The sequence below is a fragment of the Kitasatospora sp. NPDC041988 genome, assembly GCF_055588525.1.
Genome location: NZ_JBVJCO010000002.1, coordinates 227,456 through 240,811 on the forward strand (window position 1 = coordinate 227,456; position 13,356 = coordinate 240,811).

The following is a 13,356-nucleotide window of genomic DNA, read 5'->3' on the forward strand; positions in this document are numbered from 1 at the left end:
ACCCCTCAGGGCCGGCGGCTCACTTGACGGGCGAGTAGACCCGCTCGATCTGCTGGGTGCCGGACTTGGTGCGGTAGGAGCGCGTCCACGTGCTGGTGGCGTCCTTGCGGGTCCGGTCCGAGAGCACGTAGTAGTCCATCTGCGTCTGGCCCGCGGTGATGTCCAGGACGCCGTAGCCGTGCGAGTCCAGGTCGACCCACTTGATGTGGCGGTTGCCGGCCTTGATGGCCGCGGCGGCCGCCAGCGAGATCGTCTGCGGGGCGACCTTGAGGACGTCGTCGATGTTGTCCGAGGTCACCGAGGTGACCACGAACTCCGTGGCGGCGCTGCCGGACAGCGGGTAGGTGGCGGCCTCGTTCGGGACGTCGGCGGCCCAGGCGGAGTGGATGTCGCCGGTCAGGAAGACGGTGTTGGTGATGCCGTTCGACTTGAGGTGGCCGAGCAGCTCGCGGCGGTCGTGGGTGTAGCCGTCCCACTGGTCGGTGTTGACGGCCAGGCCCTCGCCGGGCAGGCCGAGCAGCTTGGCCAGCGGCCGGAGTATGTAGTCGGGCAGCGAGAAGAACGCGACCGGCGAGATCATCACCTCGTTGCCGATCAGCCGCCAGGTGGTGTCGGACGCGGTGAGCCCGGCCTTCAGCCAGTCCATCTGGGCGCGGCCGGTGAGGGTGCGGTCGGCCGAGTCGACGTCGCCGTTGCCGACCTTGACCTGCTGGGAGCGGAACGAGCGCTGGTCCATCAGGTGCAGGTCGGCCAGCTTGCCGTAGCGCAGGCGGCGGTAGGTGGTGCCGGCGATGGACGGGCGGACCGGCATCCACTCGAAGTAGGCCTGCTTGGCGGCGGCCATGCGGTCGGCCCAGTCGCCCTCGGTGCCCGGGGTGTGGTTCTCGGCGCCGCCGGACCAGGCGTCGTTGGCGAACTCGTGGTCGTCCCAGATCGCGATCGTCGGGACCTGCGCGTGCAGCGCCTGGAGGTCCTCGTCGGTCTTGTAACGGCCGTGCCGGGTGCGGTAGTCGGCCAGGTTCAGGATCTCGTGCGCCGGGGCGTGCGGGCGGACCACGGTGCCGCGGGCGCAGAACTCGCCGCTCTTGTACTCGTAGATGTAGTCGCCGAGGAAGAGGAAGGCGTCGAGGTCGCCGCGGGCCGCGAGGTGGCGGTAGGCGGAGAAGTAGCCGGCCTCCCAGTTGGCGCAGGACGCCACGCCGAAGCGGAGGCGGTCGAGCGCGGCGTCGGTGGCCGGGGTGGTGTGGGTGCGGCCGACCGGGGAGACGGTGGCGCCGGCGGTGAAGCGGTACCAGTACGCGGTGGCCGGTGCCAGGCCGCGGACGTCGGCCTTGACGGTGTGGTCGGAGGCGGCGGTGGCGGTCACCGTGCCGCTCGCCGCGATCCGGGTGAAGGCCTTGTCGGTGGCCAGCTCCCAGCGGACCTCGGTGTCCGGGCCGGTGGCGGAGCCGGGGACGGCCTCGGGGGTCGGGGTGACCCGGGTCCAGAGCAGGATGCCGTCGGGGAGCGGGTCGCCGGAGGCGACACCGTGGAGGAACTGCGGGGCGGTCGCGGCCTCGGCCGCGGTGCCGAGGGTCAGCGGCAGGGCGGCGGCGCCGGCCACGATGGCGGTGGCCTTCAGCACCTGGCGGCGGTGCGGGCGGGCGGCGGTCATGTCATCGACAAGGTCAGTCACGGCCGACAGGCTACCGGTCGGTAATGCTCTGTTCCATATGCTGAACTGACTGTTCGTCGTCGCTTCACCGGCGCGTGACGTCCCGCCACCACCCCGCCACCGCCGCGCAGACGGGCCGCCACCCGGCGGCCATGCGCGATGATGGAGGCGACGCTGCCCACCCTGCAAGGAAGTTCGACCCGTGGCCCAGATCCTGCTCCTCCACTCCGTCTACGGCCTGCGCCCGGCCGTCCACACCGCCGCCGACCGGCTGCGCGCCGCCGGGCACACCGTGCACACCCCCGACCTGTTCGACGGCAGGACCTTCGACGACATCGAGGAGGCCATGGCGTACAAGGAGGAGCTCGGCAGCGACGAACTGCTGCGCCGGGCCGTCACCGCCGCCGCCCCGCTGCTGGGGTCGGGTGCCGCGCTCGTCTACGCCGGCTTCTCCCTCGGCGGCTCGCTCGCCCAGAACCTCGCCCTCGCCGACGAGCACGCGCGCGGCCTGCTGCTCCTGCACGGCACCTCCGACATCCGGGAGGACGCGAGCACCTCGGTCGCCGTCCAGCTGCACGTCGCCGAGCCGGACCCGTTCGAGTCCGAGGACTGGCTGAACGCCTGGTACCTCCAGCTGCGCAAGGCCGGCGCCGACGTCGAGGTCCACCGCTACCGGGGCGCCGGGCACGTCTACACCGACCCGGAGCTGCCCGACTACGACGCCGAGGCGGCCGAGCAGACCTGGGCCGTCGCGCTGGACTTCCTGACGGAGCTGGACGAGCAGGCGGGCTGAGCACGATGGTGAGCGGGGGGCGTCGGTACGCGCCGGCGGCGACGATGGTCGGGCTGGTGCAGCGCGGTCGGGGGCTCGGGGCGCGGATGGCGGCGGAGGATCCGGCGGCCGTCGCCGAGCTGGTGTACGGATGTGTGCGATGGGACTGGCGGTGGGACCGGCAGACGGACGATCGGCATCTGTATCTGGCGCGGTTGGTGCGGGATTCGGGGGTGCCGCTCGGGCCGGTGGCGGAGATGCTGGCCCTGGACGAGGACACCTGCGAGCGGGCCGCCCGGGTGCTGGAGCTGCTGGCGCTGGGTGGCTCGGCCGAGGCGCGGGAGGCGCTGCGGGCGTACGTCCGGGAGGGGGAGCACTGGAGGGACGTGCTGGAGTCCGTGGTCGACGCATGGCCGGTGGAGTGGTGGGACGACCTGGCGGGCTCGGCGCGGTCCCGGTTGAGCGGGGACGAGCGGGACCTGTGGGGGGAGCCGTGGGGCCGCTGGGGGTTGGCCGCGTCGTGGCCCGAGCACGCGGCCGGTGGGCGGGACCCGGTGCCGGAGGTGGCGAGTGCGCGGCTGTTGGAGCTGCTCGCCGACCCTGACGAGCCGCGGGACCGGAAGGTGACGGCGCTCTGTGCGCTGGACGCCCGGGCGCCGGAGCCGGGCCTGGTTCCGTTGGTGCCGTCGCTGGGAGAAGCGGACGGCGAGCGCGGTCTGCCGCGGCTGCCCGCCGTGGTCCGGAAGCTGGGCGCGCTGGCGATGCCCGCGGCCCGGGAGTGGGCCGCCGCCGGGGCACCCTGGCTGGCCGGGCTCGGGCATCAGGTGCTGGCCGAGCACGGGGAGGTCGAGGACGTTCCGGTGCTGGTCGCCCAGCTGGAGCGGGACTGGGTGGAGCGCACCTGGTGCGGGCCGGTGTACACGGCCCGCGGGCTGGCGAGGTTCGGTGCCGACGCCCGGGACGCAGTGTCGTTGCTGCGGCGGTTCTGGCTGTGGACGCCGCACTCGTACGAGCGCGTGGGTTACCTGGAGGCATTGGCGGAGATCGATCCGACGGGCCTGGACGCGGTGTACGTGGAGTGTCTCTGGGACTGCGAGGACGACGCCCGGCTGCTCGGGGTGCGGCACGCGCCGGACGGGCCGGAGGTGCGGGAGCGGCTGGTGTACCTGCGGGACGACGCGATGGAGGAGCCCGAGGTCAGGGCCGCCGCCGGGGAGCGGCTGGCGGCCCCGACCCCGTAGGGCCTACAGGCCGGGGATGCGGCCGTTGCGGTAGAGGTCCACGAAGAGCTGGTGGTCCCGGCGGGTCCGGTCGCCGTACGCGTGGGCGAACTCGACCAGCGCGGCGGTGAAGCCGGCCTCGTCGCGGGCGATCGCGGCGTCGATGGCGTGTTCGGTGGAGAACGGCACCAGGCTGTGGCCGCTGGAGGACTCGTCGGCGGCGGCGTGCATGGTGGCGGTGGCGCGGCCGAGGTACTCGGTGACGGCGAGCAGGTCGGTCAGCTCGTTGAGGTCCGTCCAGTCGAGGTCGGTGGCGTACGGGGAGACCTCGGCGACGAGCTGGCCGCGGCCGCGCAGGGTGGTGTACCCGAGCCACGGATCGCTGTGGGACTGGAGGGCGCGCTGGGAGATGACCGTGCGGTGTCCCTCGTGCTCGAAGTAGCCGGCGATCGCCGGGTCGGTGACGTGGCGCGACACGGCCGGGGTCTGGCCCTGCTTCATGTAGATGATCACGTCGTTCTCGAGCGCGTCGGTGTGCCCCTCCAGCAGCAGGTTGTAGGAGGGCAGGCCGGCGCTGCCGATCCCGATGCCGCGGCGGCCGACCACGTCCTTGACCCGCAGCGACTCGGGCCGGGTGCGGGAGGCGGGCGGCAGGGTGGCGAGGTAGGCCTCGAAGGCGGCCAGCACCTCGGCCCGGGTGGGCTCGTCCAGCTCGATCGCGCCGCCGCCGGTGCGGAAGCGGCGGTCGTAGCCCTCGACCACGGTCTCGGACTCCAGCAGCGCGACCCGGGTCTGCAGCCGGGCCTGGCGCAGGGTGTCCAGGACCGGGCCGGTCGCGGTGTCCAGGGTGAACGGCGCGGCGTCCCCGGCGGAGACGTGGGCGGCGATCTGGGCCCGGTACGCGGTGGCGAAGGCGGTGACCAGCTGGGTGATCGTCTCGTCGGAGAGCGCCTTGGCGTAGCCGATCAGCGCCAGCGAGGCGGCGAGGCGCTGGACGTCCCAGGTGAAGGCGCCGACGTAGGCCTCGTCGAAGTCGTTGACGTTGAAGACCAGGCGGCCCTCGGCGTTGAGGTAGGTGCCGAAGTTCTCGGCGTGCAGGTCGCCGTGGATCCAGACCCGGCTGGTGCGCTCGTCCAGGAAGGCGGCGCCGTACCCGGCGAAGGGGCCGTCGGCGAGGTCGGCGTAGTAGAGCCCGGCGGTGCCCCGGTAGAAGGCGAAGGCGGAGGCGGCCATCTTCCGGAACTTCACCCGGAAGGCCGCCGGGTCCTTGGCGAGCAGGTCGCCGAAGGCCGTGTCGAAGACGCTCAGGATGGTCTCGGCACGGTGGTCGGCGGGGGGCTGCGGGTGAGGCATATGGAGGGTCCTTCGATGCGGGATGAGGTCTGGCCTGGAGGCTAGAGTAGGAGCGTGAACGTGTGACGTGCTGGTCCGGGCCCCTGGTGAAGCGGCTCGGGCCTCATATGTTTCCAGGACCCTTTGTGACCTGCGCGTTCGCCGGCCAACCAGACAGCACAAGCCTCCGGAGGCCCCGCCTTGAGCGATCAGCCGTACGCGCATCTGCACGTCCACACCGAGTACTCGATGCTGGACGGCGCCGCCCGGCTGAAGCAGCTCTTCAAGGAGGTCGAGCGGCTGGGCCAGACCCATGTCGCGATGACCGACCACGGCAACATGTACGGCGCCGCCGAGTTCCACAAGCAGGCCACCGCGGCCGGCATCACCCCGGTGATCGGCATCGAGGCGTACGTCGCTCCCGAGGCGCGTACCAACACCAAGCGCGTCCTCTGGGGCCAGCCGCACCAGAAGAAGGACGACGTCTCGGCGTCCGGTGCCTACACCCACAAGACCATCTGGGCCCGGAACAGGGAGGGCCTGCACAACCTCTTCAAGCTGACCTCGCGCTCGTACGCCGAGGGCTGGCTGGTGAAGTGGCCCCGGATGGACAAGGAGATCATCTCCGAGCACGCGGCCGGCCTGATGGCCACCACCGGCTGCCCCTCCGGCGAGGTGCAGACCCGGCTGCGGCTCGGCCAGTTCGACGAGGCGCTGAAGTCCGCGGCCGAGTACCAGGAGATCTTCGGCAAGGAGAACTACTTCCTGGAGCTGATGGACCACGGCCTCGACATCGAGAAGCGGGTCCGCGACGGGCTGCTGGAGATCAGCAGGAAGCTGAACATCCCGCCGGTGGTCACCAACGACTCGCACTACACGACCGAGTCCGACGCCGGCGCCCACGACCTGCTGCTCTGCGTGCAGACCGGCAAGAACCTCTCCGACCCGGACCGCTTCCGCTTCGACGGCACCGGCTACTACATCAAGTCGGCCGCCGAGATGTACGGGCTGGACTCCTCCGACGCCTGGCAGGAGGGCTGCCGCAACAGCCAGCTGCTGGTGGCGGAGCGGGTCGACACCGCCGGCATGTTCGAGTTCAAGAACCTGATGCCGCGCTTCCCCATCCCGGAGGGCTACGAGTCCGAGGCGGACTTCTTCAAGGCCCAGGTGTGGAAGGGCATGGACTGGCGCTTCCCGAACGGGTACGACGAGGAGCACAAGAAGCTCGCCGAGTACGAGATGGACACCATCATCCAGATGGGGTTCCCGGCGTACTTCCTCGTGGTCGCCGACTTCATCATGTGGGCGAAGAGCCAGGGCATCGCGGTGGGCCCCGGCCGTGGTTCGGCGGCCGGCTCGCTGGTCGCGTACGCGATGGGCATCACCGACCTCGACCCGATCCCGCACGGCCTGATCTTCGAGCGCTTCCTCAACCCCGAGCGCATCTCCATGCCCGATGTCGACATCGACTTCGACGAGCGCAGGCGCGGTGACGTGATCCGGTACGTGACGGAGAAGTGGGGCTCCGACAAGGTCGCCATGATCGTCACGTACGGCACCATCAAGGCGAAGGCCGCCATCAAGGACTCCTCGCGGGTCCTCGGCTACCCGTACGCCATGGGTGACCGGATCACCAAGGCGATGCCGCCGGACGTCATGGGCAAGGGCATCCCGCTCTCCGGCATCACCGACTCCTCGCACCCGCGCTACGGCGAGGCCGGCGAGATCCGCGGGCTCTACGAGAACGACCCGGACGTCCGCAAGGTGATCGACACCGCGCGCGGCATCGAGGGCCTGATCCGTCAGCCCGGTGTGCACGCGGCCGGCGTCATCATGTCCGCCGAGCCGCTGACCGACCACATCCCGGTCTGGACCCGGCACACCGACGGCGTCACCATCACGCAGTTCGACTACCCCACCTGCGAGGGCCTCGGCCTTCTCAAGATGGACTTCCTCGGCCTGCGCAACCTGACGATCATGGACGACGCCGTCAAGGCGATCGAGAGGAACAAGGGCGTCAAGATCAACCTGCTTGATCTGCCCCTGGACGACAAGCCCACCTACGAACTGCTCGCCCGCGGCGACACGCTCGGCGTCTTCCAGCTCGACGGCGGGCCGATGCGCTCGCTGCTGCGCCTGATGAAGCCCGACAACTTCGAGGACATCTCCGCCGTCCTCGCGCTGTACCGACCGGGCCCGATGGGCGTCAACTCGCACACCAACTACGCGCTGCGCAAGAACGGCCAGCAGGAGATCACCCCGATCCACCCGGAGCTGGAGAAGCCCCTGGAGGAGATCCTCAAGCCGACGTACGGTCTGATCGTCTACCAGGAGCAGGTGCAGAAGGCCGCGCAGATCCTGGCCGGCTACTCGCTCGGCCAGGCGGACCTGCTGCGCCGTGCGATGGGCAAGAAGAAGAAGGAGATCCTGGAGGCCGAGTTCGTCCCGTTCCAGCGGGGCTGCCGCGAGCACGGCTACTCGGACGCGGCGATCCAGGCCGTCTGGGACGTCCTCGTCCCCTTCTCCGGCTACGCGTTCAACAAGGCGCACACCGCCGGGTACGGGCTGGTCTCGTACTGGACGGCCTACCTCAAGGCCAACTACCCGGCCGAGTACATGTCCGGCCTGCTCACGTCCGTCAAGGACGACAAGGACAAGTCGGCGGTCTACCTCAACGAGTGCCGCAAGATGGGCATCCAGGTCCTGCCGCCGGACGTCAACGAGTCGGACTCCGACTTCACCCCGCACGGCGACGAGCTGGTGCGGTTCGGCCTCACCGCCATCCGCAACGTCGGCGGGCCGGTGGTGGATTCGATGATCCGCACCCGGAAGTCCAAGGGGAAGTTCGGCTCCTTCCCCGACTTCCTGGAGAAGGTGGAGTCGGTGGTCTGCAACAAGCGGACCGTCGAATCGCTCATCAAGGCGGGCGCGTTCGACTCGCTCGGGCACACCCGCAAGGGGTTGACCGCGCAGTTCGAGCCGATGATCGACAACGTCGTCGGGGTCAAGCGCAAGGAGGCCGAGGGCCAGTTCGACCTCTTCGGGGGCGACGCGGTCAGCGACGAGCCGAGCTTCGGGCTGGACGTGGTCTTCTCCGAGGAGGAGTGGGACAAGGCCTTCCTGCTCACCCAGGAGCGGGAGATGCTCGGCCTCTACGTCTCCTCGCACCCGCTGCACGGCATCGAGCACCTCCTCGCCGACAAGGCGGACTGCGCGGTGGCCGATCTCGCGGAGCGGCCGGACGGCTCCATCGTCACCATCGGCGGCATCATCTCGGGCCTCCAACGGAAGATGACCAAGCAGGGCAACGCCTGGGCGATCGCCACCGTCGAGGACTTGGCCGGCTCGATCGACTGCATGTTCTTCCCGGCCAGCTACCAGCTGGTCTCCTCCCAACTCGTCGAGGACGCCGTGGTGTTCGTCCGCGGCAAGGTGGACAAGCGGGAGGACGTGCCGCGGCTGATGGGCATGGAGCTGTCCGTGCCGGACCTGACGAACGTCGCGACCCAGCTGCCGATCACCCTCACCATCGCCGAGAGCCGGCTCAACCCGGCGGTGGTGACCCGCCTCGGCGAGGTGCTGGCCCACCACAAGGGCAGCACCGAGGTGCACGTCCACCTCCGGCGCGGCAACAGCACCACCGTGCTGCGGCTGGACCGGCACCGGGTGAAGTCCGACCCGGCGCTGTTCGGGGACCTCAAGCAGCTGCTCGGGCCGAGCTGCCTGGCGAACTGAGACCGGATGGGGCCTGTACGGGCCGTGGCTCCGGGGGTCTCAAGCCCTAGGCCGCCGTCCCGCCGAGCCCGGGCGGGACGGCCGTGTGCAGGGCCGAGACGAAGGCCGAGATCGCCGGATGCGAGCCCGCGCCCGCACGGAAGGCGGCGCGGGTGCGGCGGTACATCGGCAGCCGGGTGAGGACGACGCCGGGCGGGGTCTGCGCGGTGCCCAGGTGGGGGACCAGTGCCACGCCCTGGCCGGCCGCCACCAGGGCGAGCACGGTGGCGAAGTCGTCGATCTGGTGCCGGATGCGAGGCGCGAAGCCCGCGCTCTCGCAGGCCCGGACGGCCATGCTGTGGCAGAGCGTCCCGCGCGGCGCCATGATCCACGGCGACGAGCGCTGCTCGGCGACCGTGCCCGCCGTCCGCGCCGCCAGGTACATCGGCTCGGTGAAGACCGGACGGGTCACCGCCAGGCCGGGCTCCGGCTCGGCGGGCACGAGGTCGTACTCGTGCACCAGCGCGACGTCCAGCTCGCCCGCGCGCAGCGCCGCCGCCACGGCCGCCGGGTCCACCTCCGTCACCATCGGCTCCAGCCCGGGGTGCCAGCCGGCCAGCTCGGCGAGGAGCGCGGGGACGATCGCCCGGGCCGCCGACGGGTAGCTGCCGATCCGCAGTGGGCCGGCCAACCCCTCACGGGCGTGGGCGAGTTCGGCGTCCGCCTGTTCCAGCCGCTCCAGCACCGCCTCGGCATGCCGGACCAGATTGCGCCCGGCCGGCGTCAGCGCCACCCGGCGGCCGGTGCGCTCCAGCAGCGGGACGCCGGCCTCCTTCTCCAGGACAGACAGCTGCTGGGAGACCGCCGAAGGGCTGAACGAGAGCGCCTCGGCGACGGCGGCGATGGTGCCGAGATGGGCGAGTTCGCGCAGCAGGCGCAGGCGTCGGACATCGAGCATCGGCTCAGCTTACGAGAAGCGTCACAAATGTGAACTGGACCTGCGGGATCGGGGCCCGCAGGATCGTGGGCATGGAACACACGGTTCTCAAGGGCATCTACGTCCCGCTGGTCACCCCGTTCGCCGCCGACGGCTCGGTGGCGCTGGACGCGCTGGAGAAGCTGGCCGGCTCCGTGGTGGACGACGGCGCGGCCGGGCTGGTCGCACTCGGCACCACCGGGGAGCCGGCCACCCTGAGCGCGGACGAGCGGCGCGCGGTGACCGAGGTCTGCGCGGCCGTCTGCGCCGAGCGCGGTGCACAGCTGGTGGTCGGCTCGGGCGGATCCGGCACCGGGGCGGCCGCCGAGGAACTCGCCGGTCTGGCCGCCCGGGTGCCGGGGGTGGCGGCCGCGCTGGTCACCGTGCCGTCCTTCGTGCGCCCGGGCGAGGCCGGGACGGTCGCACACTTCCGGGCGCTGGCCGCGGCGAGCCCGGTGCCGCTGGTCGCGTACCACATCCCGTACCGGACCGGGCAGCAGCTGACGGTCGGCGCACTGCGTCAACTCGCCGCCGTGCCGGGCGTGGTGGGCGTCAAGTATGCGACCGGCGGGCTGGACCAGGACGCCGTGGAGCTGCTGGCCGACCCGCCCGCGGGGTTCGCCGTCCTGGCGGGGGAGGACGCCTTCCTCGCGCCGATGCTGGCACTCGGCGCGGCCGGCGGCATCCTGGCCTCCGCCCACCTGGCCACCGCGCGGTTCGTCGAACTGGCCGCCGCCTGGGAGCGCGGGGACGTCCCGCGGGCCCGTGCGCTGGGCCACCGGCTCACCGCCCTGGCGGCCGCCGCCTTCGCCGCGCCGAACCCGGCCGTGGTCAAGGGCGTGCTGCACGCCCAGGGCCGGATCCCCACCCCGGACGTCCGGCTGCCGCTGCTGCCGGCCGGCCCGGCGGAGGTGGCCGCCGCGCTGGAACTGGCGACCGGTCTGGACCAGTAGACGAGGCATGGCCTCTCACACCGTGGAATACCAGGTCGCCCTGCCCGAGTGACAAGGCATGATGGGCGGAGTGCGGCTGTGACCAGCAACATCAAGAGGAGTAGTCGGAATGAAGATCGGCATTGTCGGGGCCACCGGCCAGGTCGGCGGCGTGGTCCGCGAGATCCTGGCGGAGCGCGCAGGACTTCCCGGCGGCTTGGGCCCGGTGGAGCAGCTGCGGCTGTTCGCCTCGGCCCGTTCGGCCGGGCGCACGCTGCCCTGGCAGGGCACCGAGATCACCGTCGAGGACGCGGCCACGGCCGACTACACCGGCCTGGACATCGTGATCTTCTCGGCCGGCGGCGCCACCTCCAAGGTCCTCGCCCCGAAGGCCGCCGCGGCCGGCGCCGTGGTGATCGACAACTCCTCCGCCTGGCGCCGCGACCCCGAGGTCCCGCTGGTCGTCTCCGAGGTCAACCCGCAGGCGATCGCCGACCGGCCCAAGGGCATCATCGCCAACCCGAACTGCACCACCATGGCCGCCATGCCGGTGCTGCGCCCGCTGCACGACGAGGCCGGCCTCGCCGCGCTGGTCGTCTCCACCTACCAGGCCGTCTCCGGCAGCGGCGTGGCCGGCGTGGCCGAGCTGCAGGACCAGGCCTCCAAGGTCGTGGACGGCGCCTCGGCGCTCGCCCACGACGGCTCCGCGGTGGAGTTCCCCGAGCCCAAGGTCTACAAGCGCCCGATCGCCTTCAACGTGCTGCCGCTGGCCGGCTCCATCGTCGAGGACGGCTCCAACGAGACCGACGAGGAGCAGAAGCTCCGCCACGAGAGCCGCAAGATCCTCGGCATCCCCGGGCTGAAGGTGGCCGGCACCTGCGTGCGCGTCCCGGTCTTCTCCGGCCACTCGCTGCAGATCAACGCCCGCTTCGAGCGCCCGATCAGCCCCCAGCGCGCGGCCGAGCTGCTCGCCGCTGCCCCCGGCGTCGAGCTGAGCGAGATCCCCACCCCGCTCCAGGCCGCCGGCCGGGACCCGAGCTACGTCGGCCGGATCCGGGCGGACGAGACGGTCGAGAACGGCCTGTCGCTGTTCGTCTCCAACGACAACCTGCGCAAGGGCGCCGCGCTCAACGCCGTCCAGCTGGCCGAGCTGGTGGCCGCCGAGCTGAAGGGCTGACGCCCCGGTCGCACCCGGCGGACCCCCGTCTCCGGACGGGGGTCCGCTGTGCGTTTACGGGGCCCGCGGGGCCGGGCCGCCTGTTGCCGGACCGCGACATCCACCGAGGTTCGCCGAGCGAACCAGGGGTAAAGGTGACCCAACGATCGGGCGGCCACGGGCTCCCCCTCACCCCACGCGGGCCCGAGCGCCGGGCGGACCGCCGCCCACCCGGTACCGCCGGCCGAGGCGGTGCCCGACCCCGAGGGCGAGCGAAAAGAGGTGCGCGATGGACCGCTGCGTCGTCCTGGTGGACGCCGGATACCTGCTGGGCGCCGCCGCCAGCCTGCTCGCCGGGGATCCGTCCCGCTCCAAGGTCACCGTCGACCACACCGCGCTGATCACCGCCCTGCGGGAGCGCGCCGAGGCCGAGACCGGCCTGCCGCTGCTGCGCATCTACTGGTTCGACGCCGCGCCCGACCGCCGTCCGATGCCCGAGCACCGCCGCCTGCGGGTCCTGCCGCGGGTGACCGTCCGGCTCGGCGCCCTCACCCGGGCCGAGGGCCGCTGGGTGCAGAAGGGCGTGGACGCCGCGATGCACGCCGAACTCTCCGAACTCGCCCGCAACCGGGCCTGCGCCGACGTCGTGCTGATCACCGGCGACGGCGACCTGCTGCCAGGCATGATGTCCGCCAAGGAGCACGGCGTCGTCGTCCACCTCTGGGCGCTCCAGGCCGCCGACGGCGACTTCAACCAGTCCGAGGACCTGGTCGGCGAGGCCGACGAGCGGCGGGTGCTGGACCGGGAGTGGATCGAGGGCTCGTTCAGCCTGCGCGACACCTTCACCGTCTTCCCCGCCCCCGGGCCGCGCCACGAGATCGCCAAGATCCTCGCCGCCCCGCCCGCCGCCCCGCCCGGTGTGGTCCCGGCCCCCGGCGTCCGGCCCGCGGCCGGCCCGGTGCCCGCCGCCGTACCGGTGACCAACGGGCGCCCGGCGGCGGCCGCCACCGCGCTCAAGGTCGTCCCCACGCCCAAGGACATCGCCGGGCGCGCCACCGCCCCGCAGCCCGCCTCCGCCCAGCACCCGACCGGCCCGGTACTGCGCTGGTCCTCCGACCGGGGCTGGGTCGAGCGGCCGGCCGCCGAGCAGGCCGTCACCGCCGGCGACAGCCTGCCCACCCTGGCCCAGCTCACCACCGCCGAACAGCGCTGGGCCGACCGGGAGGAGGACATCACCTCCATCGGCGGCGACGCCCACGAGGTCGGCCAGGTCTTCGCCCGCCGCTGGACCGAGCGGCTCGGCGACGTCGAACGCCTCACCGTGCTCTGGCCCGACTACCCGCGCATCCCGCACCGGGTCGACGGCGAGCTGCTCCGCTACGCCGCCCGGTTCGGCCTGCTCGCGCACAAGGACGACCAGATCGACGAGCACGACCGGTACGCGATCCGGGCCGGTTTCTGGAAGGAGCTGGCCGGCCGCGTGCCCGGCGGGGACCTGGTGGTGGAGGACTAGGGTGTGCCGGTTCCCGCCGGGCACGAATCGTCGGACACGCCCCGGGTGGAGGGCCGGGGGAGTGCCTGGTGCGGGGGAACGGGCCCC

General features: G+C 72.1%; 9 protein-coding genes. 6 read left to right on the forward strand and 3 right to left on the reverse strand.

Going from position 1 to position 13,356, the window contains the following annotated elements; translation table 11 throughout:
* Positions 1-19: 19 nt before the first annotated feature.
* Positions 20-1,654 (reverse strand): alkaline phosphatase D family protein, encoded by a 1,635-nt coding sequence (locus ACZ6NC_RS03945; RefSeq protein WP_465728950.1) that lies wholly within the window; start codon positions 1,652-1,654, stop codon positions 20-22.
* Between the two features lie 202 nt (positions 1,655-1,856).
* On the opposite strand from ACZ6NC_RS03945, the gene ACZ6NC_RS03950 reads away from it, so the two are divergent.
* Positions 1,857-2,447 (forward strand): dienelactone hydrolase family protein, encoded by a 591-nt coding sequence (locus ACZ6NC_RS03950; protein ID WP_465728681.1) that lies wholly within the window; start codon positions 1,857-1,859, stop codon positions 2,445-2,447.
* Between the two features lie 56 nt (positions 2,448-2,503).
* The gene (locus ACZ6NC_RS03955; protein ID WP_465728683.1) at positions 2,504-3,667 is read left to right on the forward strand and encodes a hypothetical protein; all 1,164 of its coding nucleotides are present in this window, start codon (positions 2,504-2,506) and stop codon (positions 3,665-3,667) included.
* Between the two features lie 3 nt (positions 3,668-3,670).
* Here the strand turns inward: ACZ6NC_RS03955 and ACZ6NC_RS03960 are convergent, their stop codons facing one another.
* Entirely contained in the window at positions 3,671-4,999 is a 1,329-nt protein-coding gene (locus tag ACZ6NC_RS03960; RefSeq protein WP_465728685.1) for a DUF2252 domain-containing protein, read from the reverse strand.
* Positions 5,000-5,179: 180 nt separating this feature from the next.
* Here ACZ6NC_RS03960 and dnaE point away from each other — a divergent pair, with 180 nt between their 5' ends.
* Positions 5,180-8,713 carry a DNA polymerase III subunit alpha gene (gene dnaE, locus ACZ6NC_RS03965; RefSeq protein WP_465728687.1) on the forward strand — a complete coding sequence of 1,178 codons (3,534 nt, stop codon included), beginning with the start codon at positions 5,180-5,182 and terminating at the stop codon, positions 8,711-8,713.
* Between the two features lie 46 nt (positions 8,714-8,759).
* Here dnaE and ACZ6NC_RS03970 read toward each other — a convergent pair whose 3' ends face one another.
* Positions 8,760-9,650, reverse strand: a complete 891-nt coding sequence (locus tag ACZ6NC_RS03970; RefSeq protein ID WP_465728689.1) for a LysR family transcriptional regulator — start codon at positions 9,648-9,650, stop codon at positions 8,760-8,762.
* 71 nt (positions 9,651-9,721) lie between these two features.
* Between ACZ6NC_RS03970 and ACZ6NC_RS03975 the strand changes: the two genes are divergently transcribed.
* The 3 genes from ACZ6NC_RS03975 (at position 9,722) to ACZ6NC_RS03985 (ending at position 13,269) form a co-directional block, all read left to right on the forward strand.
* Complete coding sequence (locus ACZ6NC_RS03975) at positions 9,722-10,621, forward strand: dihydrodipicolinate synthase family protein (protein ID WP_465728691.1); 900 nt, start codon at positions 9,722-9,724, stop codon at positions 10,619-10,621.
* Positions 10,622-10,730: 109 nt separating this feature from the next.
* The gene (locus ACZ6NC_RS03980; protein WP_465728693.1) at positions 10,731-11,777 is read left to right on the forward strand and encodes an aspartate-semialdehyde dehydrogenase; all 1,047 of its coding nucleotides are present in this window, start codon (positions 10,731-10,733) and stop codon (positions 11,775-11,777) included.
* Between the two features lie 268 nt (positions 11,778-12,045).
* The gene (locus tag ACZ6NC_RS03985; RefSeq protein WP_465728695.1) at positions 12,046-13,269 is read left to right on the forward strand and encodes an NYN domain-containing protein; all 1,224 of its coding nucleotides are present in this window, start codon (positions 12,046-12,048) and stop codon (positions 13,267-13,269) included.
* The last annotated feature ends 87 nt before the right edge of the window (positions 13,270-13,356 follow it).